Genomic DNA, 24,888 nt, shown 5'->3' on the forward strand with positions numbered 1-24,888 from the left:
TCAAAATGTAGATTGAAAGGAAATAAGGAGAATATGAAATACATGTTTGGTAAAAAAGGGGTTTGAACTGATGCAGATGATGCCAGCGCTTTTAATCCAAGAAATTTTGCAGTTAAGGAAAAAACGTTCAAATAAAGAAAATAAGAATTCAAAGGTTAACGATATAAAACATGTTGACATTTGACTAAGAAAAATAAGTGTAGGCGAGTGGCGTACTAGAGGCCCTCTCGCCTATGATGTCTATACTGATTTTAATCCATGCTTAACGCAAGGAAGCATCCAATGCCACTTCGATCATGTCGTTAAATGTCATTTGCCTCTCTTCCGATGTAGTCATTTCTCCTGTTAAGATATGATCGCTGACTGTCAGAATCGCTAAAGCATTTCTTCCGAATTTCGCAGCAAGTGTGTACAGCGCCGCTGTTTCCATCTCAATCGCCAGTATGCCATAACGCGCCCATTTTTCGTGATCGGCGTTATCGTTATAAAACATGTCGGCCGTAAAAATGTTGCCCGCTTTGAGATTCAAGCCTTTTTCTACCCCCGCATCGTACGCTTTTTTCAATAAGTCGAACGATGCCGTTGGAGCATAATCAATACCTCCGAAGGTAAGCTTGTTCATTTGTGAATCTGTTGAGGCGGACATGGCCAAAATGACGTCCCGCACCTTCACATCTTTTTGGATGGCGCCACATGTTCCAACTCTGATTAAGTTTTGTACACCGTAGCTTTCCATCAACTCATGAATATAAATTGAAATGGATGGGACGCCCATCCCGGTTCCTTGAACCGATATTCGCTTTCCTTTATACTCACCGGTAAAACCTAGCATATTACGGACTTCATTATAACATTGAACATTTTCCAGGAATGTTTCAGCTATATACTTGGCCCGAAGCGGATCACCCGGCAATAGAATCGTTTCAGCTATTTCATTCGGCTGAGCGGCAATATGTATACTCATCTTAAATTCCCTACCCCCTTAATGGAACAATTACCCCTATTTTAAAGGTTTCAATTTTTACATGCAAATCTTAATCAAACCTGAAATCTGTTGCAATCTTTTTCATTTGCGAACTTGCATCACTTATTATGGTTTCCAATAATTCCCGTACGCTCGGAACATGATCAATTAATCCGGCAACTTGGCCGCTGTTGACGTACCCATTGTCGAAATCGCCATCCATTGCCCCTTTAATGTGATATTCTTCAGAAGTTTTCTGTTGGAATTCTGTAAATGTCATTCCTTCTTTCTCAAGCTTGGCCAGTTGCTCGACATACGCTCCTTTTAACACCCTTCTGGCCCTGCCGTAAGAACGGCCTAAGATTTGTGTATCTTCTCCATTCGCTTTTAATAATTTTTCTTTATAAAGTGGGTGAAATGGCGCTTCCGCGGTTGCTATAAATCTCGTTCCAATCTGAACGCCGCTTGCCCCGAGCATCAATGCCGCGGCCAATCCTTTTCCATCTCCAATTCCGCCGGCTGCAAAGACGGGAATGGCCACTTTTTTCACAATTTGGGGCACAAGGGTAAAAGTTGTTAATTCTAACGAAGAATTGATTCCTGCCGCTTCATATCCTTCTGCAACGAGTATGTCTGCGCCTGCCTTTTCCGCTTTCTGCGCATGACGCACCGAAGCGACAAGGACAATGGTCCGAATACCGTTTTGTTTTAGTTTCGGGATATAGGGCGCTGGATTCCCAGCGGACAAAGAAATAGCGGAAACGTTATGTTTGATCGCCAACTGAATGATTTCATCGACATAGTCAGAGACGGTAAGTGCGATATTTAACGCAAACGGCTGTTCAGTCCTTCTCTTCGTTTCCGAGATGATTTGCTCAATTTCATCAGGGCTCATCGTACCGCAGCCGATTGTTCCCAGCCCGCCCGCGTTGGAGACGGCGGAAGTCAAAATGGCATTGCTGATATTACCCATGCCGCCTTGAATAATTGGATATTGAATAGACAAAGTATCACATGCTTGTTTCAATTTTCTGTACCTTCTTTCAAATAACGTTATAATAGAAAGAGAACGATTTCATGTTGTGGAGGGAGAAAAATGAAAATCAATTACCATCACCATCGTCCCAAGGTAGATCCGTCCGTCTTTATCGCGCCGGGAGCGTATCTCATCGGTGATGTGACGGTTGGAAAAGAGTCGACCATCTGGTTTAATGCCGTCTTGCGCGGAGATGAGGGCCCGATACATATAGGAGAAAGATGCAGCATACAAGATAATTCCACCATTCATATGTATGAGGGTTTTCCAACCATCATTGACGATGAAGTAACGGTCGGGCACAACGTTATTCTACATGGGTGTAAAATTGGAAAACGCTCTATTATAGGAATGGGCTCCACCATTTTGGATAATGTAGAAATCGGCGAAGAGTGCATCATTGGCGCCAACACCTTAATTCCTTCAGGCAAAAAAATCCCCCCCAGATCACTTGTTGTCGGATCACCCGGCAAGGTGACACGGAGCTTGAACGATAAGGACTTGGAGCTGATCCAGTTATCGATCGATACGTACGTTCAAAAAGGAAAGGAATATCAAGCGCTGGCCAAATAACCCGCTGTTGTCACCGCCAAAGCCAAACCGGCGGTGACTCTGTTTTCAGTTGACGATATACGGATGATCATTGGCGTCATATGATTTGTCTTTCTTTCGCAAATCATTCCCTTTTTCAAAAACACTCTCAAAAAATTCGCTCGCGGGTTCTGCCAACAACTGGTAGTATTGCCTGAAAAGCAATGCGGCATGGTTGCCGTTCCACATGGACGGCAGCAGTTCCTTCGGCAAACCGGGATCTATGAATAGAAATTTTCTATATTCATGTACAAGCTTAGTCCGTTCCACAAAGCAATCGGCATTGGACATGTGCCCTTCATGTATAAGGCTTTGGTGGACGATAAACTGTTTTCCATATGCCGTGATGAACGACTCATATTTTTCTTCGATCTCTTCCAGTGGCCAACTACGTCTGACAAGTTGGATATTATCCTTCGGCCCTAAGTAATCGGCAATGAAAAAATCTACAAATTCTTCGATCTCATACTTTTCAATTAATAGTTTTACTTCTTTTTCAAGGTTATTCGGCGAGATCCAACAACTGTGCGTAAAGCTGCCAAATCCGCTCCAAAGCAGTTCCTTTCGCAAATCATCCCTGATTTGCCGCTTTTCTTCCGGAATCGAATACATAAGCATACGCCATTTCCCGTCCCATTCATGGGGGTCCAGCTTAAAAATCCTTCGGCCCGCTTCATCCATCCGATTAACGCCCCGCGGCGTCAAAAAATAGTAGCTTTTATTGCCTTTCTTCTCTGATTGAAGCCATCCTTGTTTGACCATTCTTGATACGGCGACTCTTACCGCTTGCTCATTATGTCCAAACTCTTTTAACAACCGAATCAGGCTTCCAATCCAGATTTTATTGCCATAATGACGAATGTAATCGCCATATATCGTAAAAATCATTGATTGTGTATTAAAACTCATGATTTTGTCACTCATTTCATCAGCAAATGTCATTATTACAGGTCATTATATCACGGTGCGGGCCTTGATTCATTTTACAATTCTTTACCAAGTTGGACAAAATAACCCTCACTTCATTAAAAGCAAGGGCATTGATTGGTTAATCTATATTTTCAACTATGACAGAAATGCCTTGGCCGACTCCGATGCACATTGTGGCCAGCCCGTATACGGCTTTTCTTCTTTTCATTTCATAGATTAGTGTCGTTAAAATTCTTGCCCCGCTTGCACCAAGCGGATGGCCGTAGGCAATGGCACCGCCATTCACATTCACTTTATCCATGCTTAATTCTAGTTCTTTAATACATTGAATGGATTGGGATGCAAACGCTTCGTTTAATTCCACAAGGTCAATATGTTCGATAGTTAAGCCCGCGCGTTGCAGTGCTTTTCTAGTGGAGTAGATTGGGCCCAACCCCATGACTGCCGGTTCCAGACCTGCTGTTGCCCCTGTTTTATATGTAACAAGAGGCGTTACCCCCAGTTGTTCGGCTTTTTCTCTGCTCATGATCAACAGCGCCGACGCCCCATCATTTACACCCGACGCATTTCCTGCCGTAACAGTACCGCCTGGAAACAGGGGACGCAGACTTGCCAGCTTTTCAAGTGTCGTATCCGGGCGTGGATGTTCATCCTGTTGAATGACGATTTTGTTGCCTTTTTTATCATGGTAAATAACTGGTATGATTTCATCTTTTAACACATTCTGTTCGATCGCCTTTTTTGCCCGCCTTTGGCTTTCCAAGGCAAATTCATCTTGTTCCTCCCTCGTAATTCCAAAGCGCTTCGCCACATTTTCCGCCGTTTCTGGCATGGAGTCCGTTCCATACATTTCTCTTAATCTTTCATTTGTAAATCGCCAGCCGATCGTTGTATCGTACAACTCCATAGAACCGCGTGGGAAATCTTTATCAGGCTTGGCCATTACATAGGGGGCCCGGGTCATGCTTTCGGTACCTCCGGCAATATATACGTCTCCCTCCCCTGCAGAGATGGCCCGGGCGGCATACATGACCGCATCAAGTCCCGAACCGCACAGTCGATTGACAGTCACACCTCCGACAGAGACGGGAAGCCCGGCAAGCAGTGCGGACATTCTGGCGACATTTCGATTGTCTTCTCCTGCCTGGTTCGCATTCCCAAAGATAACCTCTTCTATATCGTTTTCATCCAAGGGAGGATTTCTCTTTAACAGTGCTTCGATGATGATGGCCCCCAAGTCATCGGGTCGAATATTTTTTAAAGCGCCTTTATAGCGTCCAAATGGTGTTCTTACAGCATCAACAATGACTGCTTCTTTCATTTTTTAACCAACTCTTCTTTTTGATTTGTGTAGTCATATACGCCCTTACCAGTTTTTCTGCCCAGTCTGCCCGCTTTTACGTATTGTTCCAAAAGCGGGGCCGGACGGTACTTCTCTCCCAACTTTTCATGCAGATATTTCAAGTTGTTCAGTCGTGTATCAAGCCCCACTAGATCAACCAATTCAAAAGGGCCCATCGGGAATCCAAGCCCTAACTTGATCGCTTTATCAATATCATCCGGGCTGCCCAATCCTTCCTGCAGCATATAAAAAGCTTCATTGCCAATGAGTGTGCTGATTCGGCTTGTGACAAAGCCGGGAAATTCATTTATAATGACTGTTTCTTTTCCCATTTTTTCGGCAACATGTTTAATTGAAGCTACGGTTTCGTCGCTCGTTTCCAATCCTCGGATTATTTCTATCAACGGCATTTTATGCACCGGATTAAAAAAATGCATGGCAATCGTTTGTTCAGGTCTTCTGGCAAATGAAGCAATTTCTGTCGGGCTCATTGTCGAGGTGTTCGTTGCAAACAGACAATGGGATGGAGAGGCCATTTCCATCATTTCAAACACTTGTCTTTTCAACTCCGCTTTTTCCGGGACAGCTTCGATAATCAAATCAGCATCTCGCGCCGCTTCGGCCAAATCAAGGCCATAGGAGAGATGCTTTTTAAAATCTGCTGCTTGTTCCCGCGTCACTTTTCCCATTGAAATGCCTTTTTCCAGAATGGCCTGAATTTCTTTGTTTGCCGATTCTAACACTTTTTCTTTTACATCAACGAGTGTAACGGAAAAACCGGATAAAGCAGCAACATAGGCAATCCCTCTGCCCATGACACCAGAACCGACAACTACCATTTTTTCAATCAACAGCAATACCTCCCGGCATAAAAGTACGATCTATATTTCCATTCATATATTAGAAACCGGTTTCATCGCTTCAAATGGATTTTTGCAACTCTTGCAGTATAAAATACTTCTGCAGGCTGTAGGACCAAAAATATTTTCAAGGGTAACGTACGTAGAACCGCAATATGGGCAATCCACATGCCATGAACCGTCTTCTTCAAGCCTCCTTGGCGGAGGAGCAATGCCGAATTTTTTCAAACCTTCCTGCCCTTTTTGGGTAATGCGGTCCGAAGTCCAGGGAGGGTCAAATATAAACTCGACGTGTACATTTGTCACTTGGGGCAGCTTGGAAACTTCTTCGATCATATTTTTTTCGATGATTTCCAAAGCCGGACATCCCAAAAAAGTGGGAAGCATTTGGATAGACACTTCCGATCCTTGAATGTGCACATGCTCGACCATCCCTAAATCAATGACACTGACAGTGTCAATTTCCGGATCTTTCACACGATCCAATATATCCACGACTTGTTGTTTGGAAATCGGCTGCACCGCCTCCATTTCACATCCCTCCTTATTGTTTTACCATGAGGCTGCAGTGTCCATCCGATAAACTGCCGAAAGCGTCTCCAAAGCTGTTTCCAAATCTTTCGTATGTTCTCCCAACCGGCCGTCCCGTTCGACTTTAAGAGAAATTTTGGGAGGGTCCATTCCAATAGATGTATATACTTTTACCATTTCACCCTGCCATTTTTCCTGCAATAAGGAACCTTCCTCGATCAGCTTTTGCTTGTGTATCTCTTTCGCATATGTCCCGAAACGAAACATGTCGCCAAAATCTTTTTCTACCAATTTCACCGCATTTTCCATTCTGTTTCTGGCATCGTCTGTAGAGTCGATGAGCTGGACAAACCATGTTTTCCAATGAAGCAGATGATAATATAGCTCCATGTTTATTTTAGTGGCGGCATCCGCCAAAGGTTTATAGGAGCTTTTCCTCAAAGAATCTATCTTGATTTTTTTGGCTGCTGTATAAAAGAAGTTTCGGACAACTGCATAGGCCCAATCATATTTCGGTGTTTCTATATAATCGCCTTCGCCATTCGTTCTCTCTGTTACAATGCTGTTCCGGCGTTCTTCTGCAGGGCGTAAATGGGCCTGGTCGTCCGCTTTGCCGAAACCAAGGTCTTCTAGCAATCTATAATACATAGAGGCGTGGCCCATGCAATCCTGGCTGATGGAGGAAAAGGCAACATCCGCCTCAATATGGGGCGCCAGTCCCAGCCATTCGGATCCTCGAAAAGCAATTAAAAAGTCATCATCGGCCAGTTGAAAAAGCAGGTCGCCTATCACCTCTTTTTTCATATCTTTCATTTGTGCCCCTGTCACTTTTTGTCTCCTCCCCAAGAAAGAATTTCCTTTTCATCAAGCATTTTTTGCTCATATTGACGCCATTTTTTCCGTAAATAGCCGTATCCTTTTGTTGTTCGGTAATCTTTATTATCAATGCGGGCCAGCATTCTCTTTTCTTCAGGATGAAGTGTGCGGATATGCTTTCTGTTAACAACCCAAATATCTGCCACCGGTTCCCGTCTCATAAAGTTTTCCTGGGCCATAACCATGGCTACTTCTTCGTTTGGGGCCAGCAGGCAAAATTGGTGTTGGAACGGCGATGTCGCCGTTCGCTTGCTGAATACTTCGAATTCCTGATAAAAGCTTTTCTTTTTTTCATTTCTCATGGCTATTCTCCTTATGCATTGCTTAGTGCTTCACGCACCCAAGCATTATTCTCATAGGATATTTTTCGCAAGTTAAGCCTTGCCTTGGATCTTGGGCCTTCGTTCTTAATAATTTTCTTGAATTCGTTCCAATCAGGCTGCGTATAATTCCACTTTTCATTTTGCTCATCATAATGAAGGTTCGGGTCAGGGATTGTCAGTCCGAGTGACAAAATTCTCGGAATATATTTGCTCAAAAAATCTTGCCTTAATTGTTCGTTCGTCTTTGTCCGGATCTTATATTGAATTGTTACATCCTGCTTGGAAGAGCCGGTCGTTTCCTTTGACGCAGGACCGAAAAACATTAATAAAGCGTCCCACCAGCGATTGAGCGCGTCTTGTATCATTTCCCGCTGTTCGTCTGTTCCTTCTGCCAAAGCCAAAATGATCGCCTCTCCGTGTTGCGCGTGGAATACTTCCTCCGCACAAATGCGTTGTAGAGCCCGGGCATATGGACCGTACGAGGCATTCAACATATTTGTTTGTGTAATGATCGCCGCACCATCCACAAGCCAGGCAATCAGGCCGGCGTCAGCCCACGTATATGTTTTCATATGAAACACATTATGAAACTTCAATTTTCCGGAAAATAAATCTTTCATTAAGTCATCCCTATTTTTTCCATACGGTTTTAAAAGATCTTCAGCTACTCGTAAAAGCAACTGTCCGTGCCCCATTTCATCCTGCACTTTCGCCATGATGCCAAGTTTCCTTCTTAATGTGGGGGCTTTTGGCACCCATTCCTTTTCGGGAAGCGCTCCCATAATTTCGCTGATGCCATGCATGGAGATGAGCTTAATCAACGCAATCCGGTATTCTTCCGGCATCCAATCGTCCGCTTCAATTTTCTCCCCTGCTTCAATCCGCTCCATAAACTTTGCCAATTTATAAGATTCCGATTCTTGATCAATATATGTTAGGCTGGACATCTTCGTAACCCTCCATTATATAACGTATATTTAACGTTATTTTATTATAACGTTATATTGAAAGCAACAAAAAATTCCGTTGTTCCTATTTATTTATTAGCCTGCCTTCTCTTCTTCTTCATTAAATGGCGCATCCGCCACTTTAATGGAGTCAGTCGGACAGCCGTCCAAAGCGTCCTCCAGGTCATCCTGCAATTCTTCCGGCACCGCAGCGGTACCCGTATTATGATCCAGGGTAACATAGGCAAATCCCTCATCGTCATAATCAAATATGTCGGGTGCGCATGCTCCGCACGAGCCGCAAGCTATGCATGTGTCCTGATCCACCTTCGTGTATGTTTTCATGCTTTTCACCTCCGGTTTACACTGTTTCTTTCTTCTTCGATTTCTCCATGACTGTGGTACTATGGATAGGTTGAATTTTGGATGAAGGGTCAATATATACTTTGGCATTGCTGACAGCAATAGGGGCTTCCCCAAATCCTGTAGCAATTAATTTTACCTTCCCTTCATATGTGTTGATGTCGCCAACGGCATAGACCCCTTTTATATTTGTTTCCATTTTGGAATTGACCACGATCGAATTTTTATGAATTTCAATCCCCCAGTCTTTAATGGGGCCAAGGGAAGCTACAAAGCCATAATTAACAAGCACTGCATCGACATCAACGGTCCGTTCTTCCCCTGATGCTACATGTCTTAAAATGACGTGCTCAATCTGTTCTTTTCCCGCTAAATCAGTCGGCACGTATGGAGTCATTACATGGACGGATGATTCAAACAGCTGTGATACACTGTGTTCATGTGCTCTAAAGCGATCTCTTCGGTGAACAATAGTTACTTCTTTCGCAATCGGCTCAAGCATTAACGACCAATCAACCGCAGAATCGCCTCCGCCGAACACGATGACCCTCTTACCAGCAAACCGGCTCATATTGTCTACAAAATAATACAAGTTGCTTCCCTCATATTTTATTGCCTTGTCAATTGGAAGTTTTCTTGGCTGAAAAGCCCCGTTGCCGGCGGTAATGACGACTGTTTTCGTATAATGTGTTTCCTTGTCTGTCTGAAGAAGGAATGTGCCGTCTCCCAACTTTTCCAACGTCTGGACCGATTGGCCTAAACAGACTTCGTGGGGAAACATTTGCATTTGGGCAGTGAGTCTGTCAACAAGCTCCTGTCCTTTGATTTTGGGAAAGCCTGCTACATCATAAATATATTTTTCCGGATATAAAGCAGACAGCTGGCCGCCAAGCTGTGGCAGACTTTCAATGATTTTAACGGACATATTCCGGAGCCCTGCATAAAAAGAGACAAACATACCGGCAGGGCCTCCACCGATAATTGTAATATCAAACACCTTTTGACCGCTCATTCTGTTTTCGACACTCCTTTCCTTTAAGTAAGCATGATGGGACTGCTCTTTCTATGATCGATAATTCTGACTGCTTTCCCTTGGGATCGCGGCAAACTTTTTGGTTTATTCACGACCGTTTGAATCGTAACAAGGCAGGCTGATTTTAATTCATGCTTGATTCTTTGTTCAAGCAAATGAATTTTTTCACATTGTAAATCATTGCCTGCTGCTGTATAAAACTCTTCATTTACTTCAACATGAAGCTGAGCTCCGTCGAGTGCGCCATTTTTCACGAGATGAATTTGATAGTGTGGCGCCAATCCCTTTATTTGCAGAAGAACGCGTTCGATTTCGGAAGGAAATACATTGACGCCGCGGATGATGATCATATCATCTGTACGCCCTTTAACTCGAGACATTCTTGTTGTCGTTCTGCCGCATTGGCACTTTTCCCTGGTAATGGAAGCAATATCGCCGGTCCGATAGCGAATAACAGGAAAGGCTTCCTTCGTCAATGTTGTAAAGACAAGCTCTCCTTCTTGCCCTTCATCTACAGGCAGCAATGTATCCGGATCAATCACTTCAACGAGAAAATGATCGTCTGCAATATGGAGCCCATCCTGCGCCTCGCGGCACTCTATGGATACACCCGGCCCCATAATTTCGCTCAATCCGTATATATCGACAGCTTTAATACCGAGCATCTCTTCCAATTCTGTCCTCATCTCTTCCGACCACGGTTCAGCTCCAAAAATCCCATATTCAAGTGTATTGTCACTTGGATGAAGACCCATTTCCTTCATAGTTTCGGCAATATTCAGTCCGTAAGAAGGAGTACAGGCAATCCCTCTTGGCTTAAAATCCCGGATAGCTAAAATTTGTCTTTCTGTATTTCCTCCTGAAATGGGAACGACTGCACAGCCAAGCTCCTCTCCTCCAAAATGCAACCCTAAACCGCCCGTAAACAAGCCATAACCGTATGCATTTTGAAAGACATCCCCTTTTCTGCCTCCGGCGGCCACAATGGCCCTCGCAATCAGTTCCGACCAAACGGCTATATCATTTTTTGTATACGCCACTACTGTCGGCTTTCCGCTCGTTCCGGAGGAAGCATGGAGACGGACAATATGATCGATGGGTTCTGCAAACAATCCAAATGGATATTGATCCCGCAAATCTTTCTTTGTCGTAAAAGGAAGCAATGCGACATCTTCCAGTGATTGTATCTGTTCAGGCTTTATATTCTGCTCATCAAATTGATGTTTGTAAAATGCCACATTGCTGTAAACTTTGTCAATGGTATTCTGGAGACGTCCAAGCTGTAGTACTTTCACTTGTTCATTTGACAGCGTTTCCATTTCAGGATTGTACATTCCCTTTCCCTCCATTTACATTGCATAGTGAATTTTCTATAACAAATAAAATGTGACGTTTATCTTATTGGTTATGTTTTAATGTAATATCAATAATCATAAAAGTCAACTATCTTTTCGGAAAATTGAGTGTTTTTTTACTTCATCACTTTTTATGTATTTCGGAAAGCGAATATTTCACTTTTATATAGATGTGAACAAATATTTTAATGATTTTGTTTACATTAAAAATGGATGATGGTATCTGCTCTGAATATGAAGGTCATCGTTTTAGTTTTGTAATAGGGTCGCAAGACGGGGGTGACAAAACAGGCACGGTTAAACATTTTACCTGTTGGCTCTTGTTAGCCAGCCATTGGAAGGTGTATGTTTATATTTTTCGAAATAGCCAAATAAATGGTGCGTGACAGGGGGGAATGTACATGTGTAAGAGATGCTTATTGGAGAGGAAAAAAAGAGCCAGACTCATTTCTTAAGGGCTGGGCTCCCTTTTCCAGTTCATCGATCGGGACAAAACAATCATTTTTCCGATAAACGGTCGTGGTCGTATCCATCACAGCAACGACATGATCGTCGCTTTTTACGTGAATTCTATACCAAGCAAGCTTATGGGTCCGCTTTTCTTCCCGAGCCTCCGCTTGTAACAGCTCCCCCTTTATGGCAGCTGCCATAAAATTCATTGTCACAGATGTTTTCCCATATGAATTGCTTGCAGCGGCGGACACATAATCAGCGATGGCGAACATAACCGCCTCGTGTACCGTCCCATGTGTATTTAGCATGTGTTCTTGAACATCCAAAGTAGCTAAAGCTGTTCCTTTTGCAACTTTATTTCGAGATGATTTGCATAAGGTTCCTCTTTTAACGTATCGTAGATTTCTTGATAGAAGATGTCATAAACTTGATCGCCGTCTATCTTCTCATGTATTCGCCCCTCCCCTATCTGATTCAGCACGATTGATTAACTGCGATGAAACACATGAGGCGGCTTTTTTTCCATTTTGCCTCAATTCGGCTGTCACATATGCAACGGAGCGCCCGAGCCTCTCCACTTCGGCAATAATTTCCACCTCTCCCTCCAACACTGGGCGATGGAAAGTGGTATCAAGGTCGATTGATGCAAAACCCTCTTTTTCTGTTAATAAGGAAGATATGGCATAGGCCATCATAATATCTGCGGCCGAGGATAAAAAGCCGCCCATGGCGACACCCAGTCCATTTATGTATTTACGATCAACCTGCCATATTCCGCGTGCAATTCCGTTCTCGGCACTATGGATCGTGATTTGCATTGTTTGATCACAAGGAGGCGGAGTTAGACGTTCTGTTACTACCTTTTGTAAATCGGTAACACTATATTTTTTAATCATGTATCCTGGCTCCTTTTATATCATATTTTAAACGAATTATAACTTTTTCGTTATATTAAATCAATTCGTTTTTTCAATTTTAAATTTTTTAAAAATGGATGTGATATAGTTAGGTTGATGTTTTCAATTTTTGGAGGAGGTGTACAGAATGTTTACTATTCAAGAGTTGCTGGATGGTTATCGAAAAAAGAAGTTTTCTCCGGTTGAAATCACCAAATCGTATATCGAAAAAGCAAAAGCAACGGAAGAAATGAACGCTTTTATAACGATTACGGAAGAAAGGGCGCTCCATCAGGCCCATATTGCCGAGGAGCGATGGACATGCGGGGAAGCTGGGAAATTGGAGGGGATTCCGGTTTCTTACAAGGACAATATTTTTGTAAAAGGATTCCCTGCCACCAGCGGTTCTCAAATTGACCGGGAATTTATACCGGAGCAAGATGCCAAGACAGTGAAAGTATTAAGACAGGAAGGCGCAGTGATGATCGGCAAGACAAATATGCATGAATTCGCATTCGGGATTACAAATCACAACCCTTTTTACGGTCCGTCCAGAAATCCGTGGAATCCAAAGCTTATTTCCGGCGGTTCCAGCGGCGGATCGGCTGTTTCGGTAGCGCTGGATTCCAGTATGATCTCCATCGGGACAGATACGGGAGGATCGGTCCGGATACCTGCTTCATGCTGCGGCCTCGTCGGCCTAAAACCAACCTATCAATTAATAGATCATTCCGGGGTCTCTTTAATATCCTGGAATTTGGATCACTCCGGTCCCATTGCCCGGACAGTTGAGGATGTATCTATTGTCCTCGAAGCTTTAACGGGGGATCATTATTCATTTAATGAGCATGAGGTGAATATCCGCGGACTTAAGATAGGTGTACCGTTGCATGTCTTTAATGAACGAATGGAAACAGAGATTTTACAATGTTATAAAGATGTTTTGAAAAAACTGGAAGCAATCGGGGCAATATTGGTAGATGTAGAAGTTCCTCACACTGGGGAAATGGAGGACTTGGCATTTACGATTGCCACGGCGGAAGCGGGACATGTCCATAAAGAACGGGCAAAAGAGCATTTGGACAAATACGGTGACGATGTGCGGCTCGTAATGGAAGCGGCAAAAAACATCACTGCACTCGAATATATATCCGCACTGAAACGAAAAGAAGAAATAGCCAGTGCTCTTAACAATGTTTTTACGGAAGTGGATCTGATCGTTACCCCTACCTTGCCTGTCTTGCCCATAGAAATTGGAAAAGAGATGGTTAACATCCAAGGAGACATTGAGCCGCTTTTTAATTGCATGATCCGATTTACATCTTATTTTAATGTCACGGGCCACCCCGCTTTATCGATTCCAGCCGGACTGAGCAAGGAGAAGCTCCCGATCGGCATACAGTTGATTGGCCGCCATTTCAGGGAAAAACAACTCTTAACAGCAGCAAAAGCATTTGAACAACAATATTTAAGCGCATTTTACAAAGAAAGAAACCAAAAAATGGCCAAATGGGATCATGCCCGTTTATAACTGTATAAAGTGAAATTTCAACAGTGCGACAGTAGAAGCATTTGCTTTAAAGATTTCAATCCACGCACTCATGTAGAGTGCAACTTGAGGGGTTTTAAAAAAAGAAATAGCAGATTGTTTATTTCAATCCACGCACTCATATAGAGTGCGACTCCCCTCAACTTTGTACCTCACTTTTCTAATTTGAATTCCAATCCGCTCACTTATGTAGGCCATGCAGGCAATTACACGCTCTTAGTCGGCGAGCCTTACCCTAGAAGCGATCGTAAATTTCTAAGGTAAACCCAGGCTGCAGCGCCCTCAAATGCTTTTCTTCATGAAATGGAAGCTTTCTTGTCCTATCGCTTCGTAGCACCCTTACCGGCCACCTTTATGGCTGGTATCCTTAACATGGTTTCTATGGAAGATTATTCTTATCCTGCTGGCTTGAACATCGGGTTTTGGCTGGGCAGTTAATTTCCCACTTACCATTCTCGTTTTACATTGCGTGGGTAAAAATTAGGCTGGGACATAAGCAAATACGAAATAGCAAAAACCGAACAATTCATTTATAATTGTTCAGTTTATTTATGTTAAAAAAATCCCTATCATCGCTACGTCAAAATATTTCGCTTTCCTGCGGGATCTTCAGCTCGAGCTATTCCCGCAGGAGTCTACTTATTTTGACTACGCTTAAGGCTTGCGTATTATACACTGGGACAATTTATCCGGCATGTAAGGTGCCGTAACATGAGTGAATACAAAAAGTCTAAGTGGGAGAAAACGGCACCTAAATGCCCGATTGGTTCAACTAACATTCAGTAGAAGCCCTACTTAATGAAGTTTCACTTTATTGTTCGTTTTTTCATCAGCTGATTTTGTTGTGGCCCAGCCCCATTTTTTCTATCAGCGAACAATGGATGTTATGTATCCACATCTTCATCAATCATATGTTTTGCGAGCAAATATTCAAAAGTGATATCTGCTATTTCAGCGATATCTTCTTCTCTGGGAACGAAGCCCCGTCTTAACAGCTCCTGATAAAAAAATTCAGCTATTTCGTCCGTATCAACAAAAACATCCATTTCATGCATACAACTCGCCCCTTTTTGTCATATTTGCTTATGTCCAGATTGATTCTCTGATTCCAAATATAACTCCCAAGCCTGGTCAAACAGGACCATCGTTGGCAAATAATTTCCGTTTAATTCCAAATAAGTGCTGATTTCATCGTAATCCTCTGAATGCTTTGGAAAACTATGATCATGATAGGCCGCATTGGCAAAACGGCTGATTTCGTCCGTCGTTTTATCTTCCCGATATTTCATCAAAAAGTGAAAAAATGATTTCCGCATTGGTTGCACCTTCTCCAGCATGTCGTGTATACAGATAATATAGCGAATTGAACGCGACAAGTAAAAACTTTTGTTTTCGGACCGCCAGATTTAAAGAATAAGAAGCTTGGCCACCGTCAAAACTCAACCGAACGGCCGTCTAGCGAGTGGCGAATGAACCTTCTTAAATCGGCACAACGCAGATGTGTTGGCAGTGTTCTTCCTTATCCTTTCACGAAATAAACCCCCTATTCGGGGGCTCGTCGTTTTCATTAAAAGCACCAGCATGCTCCAATAATGACAAGTAAAATAAACAACACAACAATCAGCGCAAAACCGCCGCCAAATCCTCCAACGCCATATCCATATCCATATGCCGGATAACAATAATCGTAACAACCGCCATAGTACATGATTTTCACTCCCCAGTAATTGGTTGTTTCGTTCATATACTATGTATATGTCTAATGGGCCGCATGTGCAATTGCCTAATTTATTTAAAAAAATGATTCAAGTTATCGAAACAACTTTACATATTCGCCGTATCCTTCTTCTTCCAGCTTGTCTTTTGGTATAAAACGCAAGGCCGCAGAATTAATGCAATAGCGCAGTCCTGCCGGCCCGGGACCGTCGGGAAATACATGGCCCAAATGGGAGTCCGCCGTTTTACTTCGTACTTCCGTCCTCACCATTCCGTAGCTTACATCTTCCTTCTCGACGATTTCACTTTCCTCAATCGGTTTTGTAAAACTGGGCCAACCGCAGCCCGCATCATATTTATCATGCGAACTGAATAAAGGTTTCCCCGAAATGATGTCTACATATATTCCTTCTTCTTCATGATCCCAATATTCATTTTGAAACGGCGGTTCCGTTCCATTATTTTGCGTTACTTCAAATTGTAAAGGCGTTAATCTTTTTTGAAAATCATCTTTTTTCAATACGTTCACCCCAATGTTTTAGGATAAAATCGGCCCGACCTGAACCGTGCTGATAGGCATTGTACCGCTCCGGATTTTTCTTATAAAAGTCTTGGTGATATTCTTCCGCCGAATAAAATGGACCCGCGGGTTCAATAGCAACAGCAATGGGCTTTGAAAATTTCCCGCTTTCGTTCAATTCCCGTTTGGAAGCTTCCGCCACTTCCCGCTGTTCTTTATTGTGGTAAAAAATCACTGGTTTGTACGATTCCCCCCGATCGTAAAACTGCCCTCCGGCATCTGTTGGGTCAATTTGCATCCAGTAAATATCAAGGAGCTGTTTATACGTCATTTTCTCTGAATCAAATGTGATTTGTACAGCCTCAACATGGCCAGTTTGTCCATAGCATACTTCTTCATATGTCGGATTTTCCTTCGTGCCTCCGGTATATCCAGAAACAACTTTTATGATACCAGGCAGTTCATCAAATGGTTTCACCATACACCAGAAACATCCACCGGCAAATGTTGCTGTCTCGTATGTTACTTTCATGTCGCAACTCCTCCTTTTCCATATTGTACTGGCTATTACTCGGAAGGGACAAGCATTCTTAATGAAATACGGTCTTCTTTCAAATTAAATTCTTGAACACGAACCTGGATGTCATTATTAAGCCTCATACGGTGCAAGGCCACATACACTTGTTTATCGTTCGGAAGTATGATCACCCATTCAGGCAGTTTGTAAGCATCCCTGATAAACTTTAATATGTATGAAACGGGTAGCTTGACATCGCCAAGGGATAGATTTTTCTGTTTCAATATAAGATCTCCATTCTCCAGCGCTATCGGTTCAAAAGTCATTTGTAGCTGCAGCGTTTGGGAAAAGACCGATACCTCCCCGTACAGTTCGACCTCATCGGTTAAATATACACCGTAATGTATAGGACCATTTAAGCCTTCTTTTTCAATATAGTGGTTGATGAGTTTGTTTAAATCTTCCTTTTGGACCGATATGATAAATTCGGAATGGGTTTTTTCATTTACCTCAGTATTACGGGGAATTTTTTGCTGGTCTGACCCTGAGAAAAAAAACCATAACAGAATGCCTGTAACAAGAAGATTACATATAATTAATCCAGTAAAAGCATATTTCCATACATTTTTCTTCTTTCCCATGCTTCACTCCCCCGTTACTGATAAATATAGTCTTCTCTCTCCATATATTCAAAAATCCGTTTGGCTATTTTTTTATATCCGCGGCTGTTGGGATGAAAATAGTCTGTATATAGAAGGCTTTCTTCATTGTTTTTAAATATATCGTCTACTGGGACAAACAAGGCGTTATCATAATTGGCAACCGTTTCAGCACTCACATTATTCCAATTTTTCACAACCATATCCATTTCTTTCATATCCGAAAACCATTTTATAAACGGGTTATAGATTCCAACAAGAATAATGGCTGCCGTACTGTTATATTCCCTTACGGTCATTAAAATTTCCTGCAGTCTGTTGCGATATCCGGTTTCTGCCAATGAAAATGTATCGACCTTGAGTCCCAATAAATTGTCTTTTATCACTTGCATAATGTCATTGCCGCCAATTGTAATAATCACCGCTTCAGCTTCTTGGATGTTGTATTTGATCGCTGGATTTTTCAGCCGCTTTAACAATTGATCCGTTCTGTTTCCTTTTACCCCGAAGTTTTGAAATTCAGCATGTTTAATTCCTTTTAATTGTTCAATATCCTTCTTTAAAAAATGAATATATCCATTCACATTCTCTCCGGAGCCCACACCTTGGGTTAAAGAGTCACCAATGGAAACCACTTTTATATTTTTCGGGATAAAGTCTTCAGGCGGAGCTCCCTTCGCCTCCATCCGAATTTCCTTTTCACTGAATTCCTTATATGGGGCTGAACAACCAGCTACGATCAAAACTAGCGACAAAATGAAAAGAACGTGTTTTTTCATCTTAAGATTCACTCTCTTTTTTTGGTGTTCTTATTATAACATGATATGCTGAATGCGATGAAAAGCTTGACAAAAACATCTTGCCGTTATGAAGCTAACCGTTGATAAGCAGTGAGGAGTCAGCTTTTCAACCACCACAACAAAGCTCTGACACTCATTTTATGATGGAAAAGTAATTCTTGAAACTTATGACAAAGATCATACATACGTCGCCGTTTTTTCCAACGTGAAAAAAAGACGATCAATTATATGATCGCCTCCTATTCGGCATAATATGAAAATCCGCTCTACTCTTCGTGTACGGCTGCTGATGATTGGAAACATTTGTAAAATGAGAATTTGTGGTCTATCCCTATGACATAATAATCTGACAGTATTTTCTAATTGGAGATGAAACTGTCCGAAAAGTAATATTTCAGCTTAAAATTAAAAAAAGCAAACCCAAGATTGCCGTAAAATCAACATTCTTGGGTTTTTTATTTTTGTGCATTTACTCTAAGGGGACTTTTTAGACAGCCCTATATTAGCTTCGTTCATATATGAGAAATTCATAATCATAGGGATTTTTCTCGTTTTTTGGCCCTGGTTTTGTCGAAACGAGGCGCCATTCGTCCCAGTTGACATCTGGAAAGTACGTATCCCCTTCAAATTGACAATGGATTTTTGTTACATATAAACGGTCAACTTCATCTAAAAAAAGGCGAAATATTTCTGATCCACCTGTAATAAAGACTTCAGAATCATATTGTTCAATCCACTCAAGCAACTCGTCCTTTGAGTGAAAAACAAGACAATCTTCCGCTTGAAATGTCTTGTCCCGCGTTAAAATAATGCTTTTTCTTCCGGGAAGGGGTTTTCCAATCGATTCAAACGTCTTTCTCCCCATCACGATCGGATGCCCCATCGTTGTTTCTTTAAAATACTTTAAATCCGCCGGCAAACGCCATGGCAGTTCATTGTTTTTTCCTATTAATCCATTTTCGTCTTCCGCCCATAGAAAAGAGATCATACACTTACCACCCCTTTTATATGAGGATGCGGGTCATATCCTTCCAATTGAAAATCTTCAAATGTGAAAGAGAACAAATCTTTTACATCTGGATTGATTTTCATTGTAGGCAATGGCCGGGGATCACGTGACATCTGAAGCTTTACCTGTTCAATATGGTTCTGATAAATATGGGCATCACCAAATGTATGCACAAATTCACCGGGTTCCAGGTCACAGACTTGAGCCATCATCAACGTTAACAATGCATAGGAAGCAATATTAAACGGGACACCGAGAAAAATATCCGCCGAACGCTGATAGAGCTGACAGGACAATTTTCCGTTGCTTACATTAAACTGGAATAAGCAATGGCATGGGGGAAGCGCCATCTTATCAATATCGCCAACATTCCACGCGTTGACAATGAGGCGCCTGGAATCCGGATTTTTTTTAATTTGGTGGAGCACATCCTTGATTTGGTCAATCGTTCGGCCGTCTGCCGTTTCCCAGGAACGCCACTGTTTTCCGTATACAGGACCCAAGTTTCCCTCTTCGTCGGCCCATTCGTTCCAAATTCGAACCCCGTGCTCTTGCAAATAAGCAATGTTTGTATCGCCGGCCAAAAACCAAAGCAGCTCGTGAATAATGGACTTCGTATGAAGCTTTTTGGTCGTTAACAACGGAAAGCCCTTCTGCAAATCAAACCTCATTTGATAACCAAATAGGCTAATGGTTCCTGTACCGGTCCGATCATTTTTATGTACCCCTTTTTCAAGGACCTCTTTACACAACTTCAAATATTGTTCCATAAAAATACATCCCTTCCGCTAAAATGATTCATACATGATGGGAGCGGACTTTTCCCCACTCTCACTACTTTTATTCCTCATTAACTCAAAAGGAGGACAACCGCTTTAGAAGGGCTTGCCTCAGCGTGTAACTACCTGTAAAAAGCCCGATTGGCTTAGGCCGATAGGGCAAGGAATAAGCGACAGCACTGTTTCAAAGATGACGGTCACAAAGATGCTGCCGCAAGGTATACCTTCGCAAACAAAGCGATAGAGTAAGGAAGTCCGGCAGCATTGCACCTCAAGAAAAAAAGATAAACTTCGAGTGCCTGACTGGCCTAGGCTTACCAACAGAGGCAGGACGCTTTCCATCTTAGCCTTTATCCAAAGGCAAGAAAAAATCACTTTTATATGTAATATTCGGACGAAGTAAACTGGCAGATATAGAGACTTCTATCCAGCAGAGTGCGACATATTATATCACGAAAACGGAGGAGTCCACAAATTTTTCAATTCACGCACTCATATAGAGTGCGACAGCGAAAATCCCCTAATAAATGGAAAATTGACCTCTAAATCTAGCAAAATAGCCTGTTTGTTGGGGTAGTTCGCCTGCGTTCTCTTCAATTTTACCATATATTTCCGCATTATACTGGCTTTTTTGGTGCGGGTCCCCTAGAGATTTTATGTTCGCTTGGGGTCCGCACCAAAGTCTAAGCCCTATATTTTATGCACATTGACATTTCTATTTTTTTAACTAAAAGTCCCAGAATCGAAGTTCCCTATTTCATCCACGGACTCATGGAAAGTGCTGCTGAATCATTTATCGTTGTCTAGCTTCAGCACCGAGCGTCTAGCAAACTTCGCTCCCTTCCCCCCACACAAAGCTCCTCTGCCTGGAAATATAAAGAGGTAGATTGAAAGAAAGCATCGGCTCGCCTCCACTTCTCCATATAAACAGTGAAAAACGTATCTTATTATACCATATCATAGGGCTAAATAAGATCATTTCAAACCTGTGCGATGAGGGTGAAGACAATGTTCAAACAAGGATATGGATCCTCAAACAATTGAAATAAAAATGGAAAAAATTTTATGATAAGGTATAATATGATTATTGCTTTGACTAAAGGAGGAGTAGAAGTGACTGCACTTATCTATATAGGCTGTTTTGTAATGATCGGCTTCTTCGTTTATTTAGCCATTGCAGATTAGGGTTTTGGGCAATTTCTGCCCAAAACCCTGTTTTTTTTTAAGAACAATATTTTTCAAATGCGGATGTTAATTCTTGTACAATCTGTTCCATTTCATTGTCTTCAATTTGCTCACGTGGTATAAAAAAGACGATTTCCTTTCCTTGTAAAAGGGCCATTGAAGGAGATGACGGCTCATAGCCCGTAAAATATTCACGCATTTTGGCTGTCGCTTCCCTTTCCTGGCCGGCAAAAACGGTCACCAAATTGTCCGGCTTCTTTTCACTTGCCTGAACAGCCTGAATGGCCGCCGGCCTGGCTAGCCCCGCCGCACATCCACATACGGAATTGACAACGACAAATGTCGTGCCTGTGACCTCGTTCATAAAGTTTTCCACATCCTCGGGGGTAAGGAGTTCTTTGAATTGAGCGTGAACAAGCTCTTCCCTCATCGGTTTTACAACTTGCCTCATATATTCCTCATATGCCATCGACATCGGAATACCTCCGTTCCTGTTATTTATTCAATTTTTTTGCTTTCTGGCTTCAGTCATTTGTTTCCATACAGAACCTTTTGCTTCCTCGCCGCCTTCGATCCGCTCGATCGCCATTTTGATTTGCAGTCTGACTTCAAATTCCGGATCGTTCTCTGCCGCTTTTAATGCCGGGAGGACACGTTCATCTCCCACTTCATATAAAAACATGGCGGCGCGCCAGCGGACAATTTTACTTTTGTCTTCCAATGCCTTGCTCATTTCTTCCATGGCTTCGGGAAAACCAAGATCAGACAGGCAGTCCCCAGCTGTCCTGCGTACGGTAACCGTCTGATCTTTTAAACCCTTATACAACAAGGGCAATACCTTTCGGTCTTCGATCATGCCAAGATAAACGACCGCGAGCCTGCGGATAGATGATTTTTCATCATGAAGAGCTTTTTCCAAAACGGGGAGATCCTCAAGCGTCGGGTTTTCCATTTGCTCCAACAGCTGATACCTTTTCCGCCAATCAGGGTTGTCAAGCATCTCTTCTGTCAATTTCAAATATTTTTTTGTCTGTGAGGGACTGTCCACTTCATTTTTCAAGGCTCTGTCGACAAGTTGCTTAAGCCGATCTTCAGGATAGGCTGCACCTAACTCTTCCACTACTTGCATACCGATTTCATCAAGTTCTCCATAACGTACGCCCATATCTTTCCATTTTCGCAAAAGAACATAGTTCTCTCCCTCAAGCTGGGCAGCCTCCATGGCCTTTATAAATCTGTCAGGCAACCCAAATCGCTTTTCCTCTGTCCCAGTCGTCAATTTAACCTGGATCGGAATGTTTTTAAATAGCTGCACCTTTACATCGACTTCTCCAAAGTGCTCATCCACTTTTCCCTGTTCTGTTTCCATGCCATTGTCTTCTTCTCCGAAAATTTCGCGGACTTTCGGCAGTATCTCTTCCCATGAATACTTTCCATGCCTTTCAACAGCTAAAAAATCTGCAACATGGTATACGCCTTTTACGCCATCTATTTGCAAAATGGATTGAATATAGGGCGGGGCTTGGTCGACATGTTCTTTCTTATAATTATTGCTTACCCCCGCTGCCAATTCCTCATCTAAAATCACTTTCATTGTATTCGGGCTTGGTGTCGGTTCAATCGTTTTAATTCTCACGGCAATCCCCTTTCATCATTTCATTAAAAGCTTTCATTGTCCAGTTCAGACAAATATGTCCACCTTTCAATCAAATGTTCCAGATTGGCACTTTCATTCTGAATCTTTTCCATGATTTCCTGGGCCCGTTCAAAATCGCTGCCAGTGTCGTTTAGCTCCTGTTGCAGTACTTCCAGTTTTTCTTCTACTTGTTCAATGTCTTTTTCAATGGTTTCCCATTCTTTTTTCTCTTTATAAGTCATTTTCTTCTTTGATGCAAGTAAAGTAGCTTCTTTTTTGCTTTCCACTTTGCGGTCAACTGGAACTTCCGCTAGTTGTTCTTTTTTCTCTTCAATATAGTCGGTAAAACTGCCGTAGTAATGGTCAATACGGCCGTTCCCATGAAAAACAAGCAGTTCCTTAGCTGTTTTGTCCAGAAAATATCGGTCGTGTGAAACAGAAATCACTACACCTCGAAATTCTTCTATAAAGTCTTCCAACACAGTCAATGTTTCAGTATCGAGATCATTTGTAGGTTCATCAAGCAGTAAAACGTTCGGCTTAGACATAAGCAGTCTCAATAAGTATAAGCGGCGCTTTTCTCCACCGGACAGCTTCCTGATCAGTGTACCGTGTGTGTGCTTCGGAAAAAGAAACCGTTCGAGCATTTGTGCCGCTGAAAGAACATCTCCCGAAGATGTTTCAATCTCATTCCCGAGCTCTTGTATATAAGCAATCATTCTTTGGTCGCCGTTCATGTCCTCGTTCGTTTGCCTGTAATAAGCTGTTTTGACGGTTGGACCGATATCAAGCGTTCCCGTGTCAAGAACTGTCTCGCCGGCTAGTATATTCAGAAATGTGGATTTTCCGCTTCCGTTCTCGCCGACAATGCCGATGCGGTCCCCTGGTTTTACGATCCAGTTGAACTCGGACATAATTGTTTTATGATCAAAAGACTTAGAAGCATTCATGAATTCAAATACTTTTTTTCCAAGCCGGGAACTGCCGATCGTGATATCAGGATTTTCTCCCGTTGAAAATCCCCCCAACTTCGCTTCCAACTGTTCAAACCGTTGAATTCTTGCTTTTTGTTTGGTCGATCTCGCTTTCGCCCCGCGTTTAATCCATTCCAATTCTCTGCGATACATATTTCGGCGCTTTTTTTCCGCCAACATTTCTTCTTCTTCCCGGAGGGCTTTTGCCTCAATATATGACTGATAATTTCCATCATAAAAATATATGTTTCCATCATGAAGTTCGGCCATCCGGTTTGTAACCCTATCTAAAAAATAACGGTCATGAGACACGACAACAAATGCCTTATCGTATTTTCGCAAATATTCTTCCAGCCACTGAATGCTTCCATAGTCCAGATGGTTTGTGGGTTCGTCCAGCAACAGCAAGTCCGGCGTGTCTACAAGAACTTGAGCCAGTGCCGCACGTTTCCTTTGACCTCCCGATAAATAGGCTGCTTTTTCATTGACGTTGGCAAAGCCCAGTTTCGATAAAATCGTTTCCGCATTCGTCACCGCGTCCCATGCGTTTTCGGCATCCATTTTCCGTTGTAAGTCAAATAATTGTTGCTGATATAGTTCGTTTTTCGGGTTTTTGTCCAATTTGGCAAGTACTTCTTCATATTCCTTGACAAGCTCCATAAGGCTGGATTTCCCCTGAAACACAATTTCCAGGACAGTTAAATGATCATCCAGCTCCGGGACTTGGGCCAAATAACCGACCGTATAATCTTTCGGAGATGCGAAAGAACCTGTATCAGGTTCTTCCACCCCTGCGATTACTCTAAGAAGGCTTGATTTTCCCGTACCATTTACCCCTACGATACCGATCTTGTCTTTTTCTTGAATATGAAAGTCAAGGTCTACAAATACATCTTTTTCTCCATAAGTTTTAGAAATTCTTTTTGCCGAAAAAACTTTCATAAATAACCAGTCCATTCTCCTATATAAGGCGAAACTGTAAGCAGGAGAGGTTTTTGTAACCGCTAATTAGAAGCAAATAAAGCCTAAGCTCGCATATCCTGT

The 24,888-nt window shown here is 42.4% G+C and carries 28 protein-coding genes; 2 read left to right on the forward strand and 26 right to left on the reverse strand.

The features are described 5' to 3' along the window. Window positions 1–262 precede the first annotated feature (262 nt). Window positions 263–964, reverse strand: coding sequence for a purine-nucleoside phosphorylase (deoD, locus tag JOC94_RS16160; protein WP_077113392.1), 702 nt, complete (start codon window positions 962–964; stop codon window positions 263–265). 70 nt (window positions 965–1,034) lie between these two features. Next, window positions 1,035–1,991: an NAD(P)H-dependent flavin oxidoreductase gene (locus JOC94_RS16165; protein ID WP_077113391.1), complete on the reverse strand. Its 957-nt coding sequence runs from the start codon at window positions 1,989–1,991 to the stop codon at window positions 1,035–1,037. A 69-nt stretch (window positions 1,992–2,060) separates the two neighbouring features. Between JOC94_RS16165 and JOC94_RS16170 the strand changes: the two genes are divergently transcribed. Next, window positions 2,061–2,573 carry a gamma carbonic anhydrase family protein gene (locus JOC94_RS16170; RefSeq protein ID WP_077113390.1) on the forward strand — a complete coding sequence of 171 codons (513 nt, stop codon included), beginning with the start codon at window positions 2,061–2,063 and terminating at the stop codon, window positions 2,571–2,573. A 45-nt stretch (window positions 2,574–2,618) separates the two neighbouring features. Here the strand turns inward: JOC94_RS16170 and paaX are convergent, their stop codons facing one another. The 12 genes from paaX to JOC94_RS16230 all read right to left on the reverse strand — a co-directional run bounded on the left by paaX (window position 2,619) and on the right by JOC94_RS16230 (window position 12,500). Next, window positions 2,619–3,500: a phenylacetic acid degradation operon negative regulatory protein PaaX gene (paaX, locus tag JOC94_RS16175; protein ID WP_077113519.1), complete on the reverse strand. Its 882-nt coding sequence runs from the start codon at window positions 3,498–3,500 to the stop codon at window positions 2,619–2,621. 139 nt (window positions 3,501–3,639) lie between these two features. Further along, a complete protein-coding gene (locus tag JOC94_RS16180) occupies window positions 3,640–4,842 on the reverse strand; it encodes a thiolase family protein (RefSeq protein ID WP_077113389.1) in 1,203 nt (400 codons plus the stop codon). Continuing rightward, window positions 4,839–5,714 carry a 3-hydroxyacyl-CoA dehydrogenase gene (locus JOC94_RS16185; RefSeq protein ID WP_077113388.1) on the reverse strand — a complete coding sequence of 292 codons (876 nt, stop codon included), beginning with the start codon at window positions 5,712–5,714 and terminating at the stop codon, window positions 4,839–4,841. Before JOC94_RS16185 ends, JOC94_RS16180 begins: the two co-directional genes overlap by 4 nt. Before the next feature lie 42 nt (window positions 5,715–5,756). After that, window positions 5,757–6,254: a 1,2-phenylacetyl-CoA epoxidase subunit PaaD gene (gene paaD / locus JOC94_RS16190; RefSeq protein ID WP_077113387.1), complete on the reverse strand. Its 498-nt coding sequence runs from the start codon at window positions 6,252–6,254 to the stop codon at window positions 5,757–5,759. Between the two features lie 21 nt (window positions 6,255–6,275). Further along, a complete protein-coding gene (paaC, locus tag JOC94_RS16195) occupies window positions 6,276–7,067 on the reverse strand; it encodes a 1,2-phenylacetyl-CoA epoxidase subunit PaaC (RefSeq protein WP_077113518.1) in 792 nt (263 codons plus the stop codon). An 11-nt stretch (window positions 7,068–7,078) separates the two neighbouring features. Further along, window positions 7,079–7,432, reverse strand: coding sequence for a 1,2-phenylacetyl-CoA epoxidase subunit PaaB (gene paaB, locus JOC94_RS16200; RefSeq protein WP_077113386.1), 354 nt, complete (start codon window positions 7,430–7,432; stop codon window positions 7,079–7,081). 11 nt (window positions 7,433–7,443) lie between these two features. Further along, a complete protein-coding gene (gene paaA / locus JOC94_RS16205; protein ID WP_077113385.1) occupies window positions 7,444–8,400 on the reverse strand; it encodes a 1,2-phenylacetyl-CoA epoxidase subunit PaaA in 957 nt (318 codons plus the stop codon). Between the two features lie 96 nt (window positions 8,401–8,496). After that, complete coding sequence (locus tag JOC94_RS16210) at window positions 8,497–8,745, reverse strand: ferredoxin (RefSeq protein WP_077113384.1); 249 nt, start codon at window positions 8,743–8,745, stop codon at window positions 8,497–8,499. 16 nt (window positions 8,746–8,761) lie between these two features. Continuing rightward, window positions 8,762–9,775, reverse strand: a complete 1,014-nt coding sequence (locus JOC94_RS16215; protein WP_077113383.1) for an NAD(P)/FAD-dependent oxidoreductase — start codon at window positions 9,773–9,775, stop codon at window positions 8,762–8,764. Window positions 9,776–9,798: 23 nt separating this feature from the next. Next, window positions 9,799–11,130, reverse strand: coding sequence for a phenylacetate--CoA ligase family protein (locus tag JOC94_RS16220; RefSeq protein ID WP_077113382.1), 1,332 nt, complete (start codon window positions 11,128–11,130; stop codon window positions 9,799–9,801). A gap of 437 nt (window positions 11,131–11,567) precedes the next feature. Then, on the reverse strand, window positions 11,568–11,912 hold the full coding sequence (locus tag JOC94_RS16225; protein WP_321189694.1) for a hotdog domain-containing protein: 345 nt from the start codon (window positions 11,910–11,912) through the stop codon (window positions 11,568–11,570). Between the two features lie 138 nt (window positions 11,913–12,050). Continuing rightward, window positions 12,051–12,500 carry a PaaI family thioesterase gene (locus tag JOC94_RS16230; RefSeq protein ID WP_077113381.1) on the reverse strand — a complete coding sequence of 150 codons (450 nt, stop codon included), beginning with the start codon at window positions 12,498–12,500 and terminating at the stop codon, window positions 12,051–12,053. 148 nt (window positions 12,501–12,648) lie between these two features. On the opposite strand from JOC94_RS16230, the gene JOC94_RS16235 reads away from it, so the two are divergent. Then, a complete protein-coding gene (locus JOC94_RS16235) occupies window positions 12,649–14,031 on the forward strand; it encodes an amidase (RefSeq protein WP_077113380.1) in 1,383 nt (460 codons plus the stop codon). 902 nt (window positions 14,032–14,933) lie between these two features. Here the strand turns inward: JOC94_RS16235 and JOC94_RS16240 are convergent. From JOC94_RS16240 to JOC94_RS16295, 12 genes are all read right to left on the reverse strand, one after another. Next, window positions 14,934–15,104 (reverse strand): YozD family protein, encoded by a 171-nt coding sequence (locus JOC94_RS16240; protein ID WP_077113379.1) that lies wholly within the window; start codon window positions 15,102–15,104, stop codon window positions 14,934–14,936. Between the two features lie 18 nt (window positions 15,105–15,122). Next, complete coding sequence (locus tag JOC94_RS16245; RefSeq protein WP_077113378.1) at window positions 15,123–15,365, reverse strand: YozE family protein; 243 nt, start codon at window positions 15,363–15,365, stop codon at window positions 15,123–15,125. A 251-nt stretch (window positions 15,366–15,616) separates the two neighbouring features. Further along, the gene (locus JOC94_RS16250) at window positions 15,617–15,757 is read right to left on the reverse strand and encodes a YjcZ family sporulation protein (RefSeq protein WP_077113377.1); all 141 of its coding nucleotides are present in this window, start codon (window positions 15,755–15,757) and stop codon (window positions 15,617–15,619) included. Between the two features lie 102 nt (window positions 15,758–15,859). Continuing rightward, a complete protein-coding gene (msrB, locus tag JOC94_RS16255) occupies window positions 15,860–16,285 on the reverse strand; it encodes a peptide-methionine (R)-S-oxide reductase MsrB (protein WP_077113376.1) in 426 nt (141 codons plus the stop codon). Then, window positions 16,272–16,817, reverse strand: coding sequence for a peptide-methionine (S)-S-oxide reductase MsrA (gene msrA / locus JOC94_RS16260; RefSeq protein WP_077113375.1), 546 nt, complete (start codon window positions 16,815–16,817; stop codon window positions 16,272–16,274). Before msrA ends, msrB begins: the two co-directional genes overlap by 14 nt. A gap of 35 nt (window positions 16,818–16,852) precedes the next feature. Then, window positions 16,853–17,443, reverse strand: a complete 591-nt coding sequence (locus JOC94_RS16265) for a YpmS family protein (RefSeq protein ID WP_077113374.1) — start codon at window positions 17,441–17,443, stop codon at window positions 16,853–16,855. Between the two features lie 14 nt (window positions 17,444–17,457). Next, on the reverse strand, window positions 17,458–18,240 hold the full coding sequence (locus JOC94_RS16270) for an SGNH/GDSL hydrolase family protein (RefSeq protein ID WP_077113373.1): 783 nt from the start codon (window positions 18,238–18,240) through the stop codon (window positions 17,458–17,460). 523 nt (window positions 18,241–18,763) lie between these two features. After that, a complete protein-coding gene (locus JOC94_RS16275) occupies window positions 18,764–19,249 on the reverse strand; it encodes a dihydrofolate reductase (protein WP_077113372.1) in 486 nt (161 codons plus the stop codon). Further along, window positions 19,246–20,040, reverse strand: coding sequence for a thymidylate synthase (locus JOC94_RS16280; protein WP_077113371.1), 795 nt, complete (start codon window positions 20,038–20,040; stop codon window positions 19,246–19,248). The genes JOC94_RS16275 and JOC94_RS16280 overlap by 4 nt, the downstream gene beginning before the upstream one ends. A 1,231-nt stretch (window positions 20,041–21,271) precedes the next feature. Beyond that, window positions 21,272–21,709: a BrxA/BrxB family bacilliredoxin gene (locus JOC94_RS16285; protein WP_077113370.1), complete on the reverse strand. Its 438-nt coding sequence runs from the start codon at window positions 21,707–21,709 to the stop codon at window positions 21,272–21,274. Window positions 21,710–21,736: 27 nt separating this feature from the next. Next, complete coding sequence (locus JOC94_RS16290) at window positions 21,737–22,870, reverse strand: conserved virulence factor C family protein (protein ID WP_077113369.1); 1,134 nt, start codon at window positions 22,868–22,870, stop codon at window positions 21,737–21,739. Between the two features lie 23 nt (window positions 22,871–22,893). Further along, entirely contained in the window at window positions 22,894–24,786 is a 1,893-nt protein-coding gene (locus tag JOC94_RS16295; protein WP_077113517.1) for an ABC-F family ATP-binding cassette domain-containing protein, read from the reverse strand. Between the last annotated feature and the right edge of the window lie 102 nt (window positions 24,787–24,888).

It is taken from the genome of Siminovitchia thermophila (genome assembly GCF_016909185.1).
Taxonomy (GTDB): Bacteria; Bacillota; Bacilli; order Bacillales; family Bacillaceae_C; genus Siminovitchia; species Siminovitchia thermophila.

What these genes read in the sequence shown, in the direction of transcription:
- deoD (WP_077113392.1), bottom strand. Translation starts at nt 964, where the DNA reads ATGAGTATACATATTGCCGCTCAGCCGAATGAAATAGCTGAAACGATT.
- JOC94_RS16170 (WP_077113390.1), top strand. Translation starts at nt 2,061, where the DNA reads ATGAAAATCAATTACCATCACCATCGTCCCAAGGTAGATCCGTCCGTC.
- paaX (WP_077113519.1), bottom strand. Translation starts at nt 3,500, where the DNA reads ATGAGTTTTAATACACAATCAATGATTTTTACGATATATGGCGATTAC.
- JOC94_RS16180 (WP_077113389.1), bottom strand. Translation starts at nt 4,842, where the DNA reads ATGAAAGAAGCAGTCATTGTTGATGCTGTAAGAACACCATTTGGACGC.
- paaD (WP_077113387.1), bottom strand. Translation starts at nt 6,254, where the DNA reads ATGGAGGCGGTGCAGCCGATTTCCAAACAACAAGTCGTGGATATATTG.
- paaC (WP_077113518.1), bottom strand. Translation starts at nt 7,067, where the DNA reads ATGAAAGATATGAAAAAAGAGGTGATAGGCGACCTGCTTTTTCAACTG.
- paaB (WP_077113386.1), bottom strand. Translation starts at nt 7,432, where the DNA reads ATGAGAAATGAAAAAAAGAAAAGCTTTTATCAGGAATTCGAAGTATTC.
- paaA (WP_077113385.1), bottom strand. Translation starts at nt 8,400, where the DNA reads ATGTCCAGCCTAACATATATTGATCAAGAATCGGAATCTTATAAATTG.
- JOC94_RS16210 (WP_077113384.1), bottom strand. Translation starts at nt 8,745, where the DNA reads ATGAAAACATACACGAAGGTGGATCAGGACACATGCATAGCTTGCGGC.
- JOC94_RS16215 (WP_077113383.1), bottom strand. Translation starts at nt 9,775, where the DNA reads ATGAGCGGTCAAAAGGTGTTTGATATTACAATTATCGGTGGAGGCCCT.
- JOC94_RS16220 (WP_077113382.1), bottom strand. Translation starts at nt 11,130, where the DNA reads ATGTACAATCCTGAAATGGAAACGCTGTCAAATGAACAAGTGAAAGTA.
- JOC94_RS16225 (WP_321189694.1), bottom strand. Translation starts at nt 11,912, where the DNA reads ATGCTAAATACACATGGGACGGTACACGAGGCGGTTATGTTCGCCATC.
- JOC94_RS16230 (WP_077113381.1), bottom strand. Translation starts at nt 12,500, where the DNA reads ATGATTAAAAAATATAGTGTTACCGATTTACAAAAGGTAGTAACAGAA.
- JOC94_RS16235 (WP_077113380.1), top strand. Translation starts at nt 12,649, where the DNA reads ATGTTTACTATTCAAGAGTTGCTGGATGGTTATCGAAAAAAGAAGTTT.
- JOC94_RS16240 (WP_077113379.1), bottom strand. Translation starts at nt 15,104, where the DNA reads ATGCATGAAATGGATGTTTTTGTTGATACGGACGAAATAGCTGAATTT.
- JOC94_RS16245 (WP_077113378.1), bottom strand. Translation starts at nt 15,365, where the DNA reads ATGCGGAAATCATTTTTTCACTTTTTGATGAAATATCGGGAAGATAAA.
- JOC94_RS16250 (WP_077113377.1), bottom strand. Translation starts at nt 15,757, where the DNA reads ATGTACTATGGCGGTTGTTACGATTATTGTTATCCGGCATATGGATAT.
- msrA (WP_077113375.1), bottom strand. Translation starts at nt 16,817, where the DNA reads ATGAAAGTAACATACGAGACAGCAACATTTGCCGGTGGATGTTTCTGG.
- JOC94_RS16265 (WP_077113374.1), bottom strand. Translation starts at nt 17,443, where the DNA reads ATGGGAAAGAAGAAAAATGTATGGAAATATGCTTTTACTGGATTAATT.
- JOC94_RS16270 (WP_077113373.1), bottom strand. Translation starts at nt 18,240, where the DNA reads ATGAAAAAACACGTTCTTTTCATTTTGTCGCTAGTTTTGATCGTAGCT.
- JOC94_RS16275 (WP_077113372.1), bottom strand. Translation starts at nt 19,249, where the DNA reads ATGATCTCTTTTCTATGGGCGGAAGACGAAAATGGATTAATAGGAAAA.
- JOC94_RS16280 (WP_077113371.1), bottom strand. Translation starts at nt 20,040, where the DNA reads ATGGAACAATATTTGAAGTTGTGTAAAGAGGTCCTTGAAAAAGGGGTA.
- JOC94_RS16285 (WP_077113370.1), bottom strand. Translation starts at nt 21,709, where the DNA reads ATGTCGATGGCATATGAGGAATATATGAGGCAAGTTGTAAAACCGATG.
- JOC94_RS16295 (WP_077113517.1), bottom strand. Translation starts at nt 24,786, where the DNA reads ATGAAAGTTTTTTCGGCAAAAAGAATTTCTAAAACTTATGGAGAAAAA.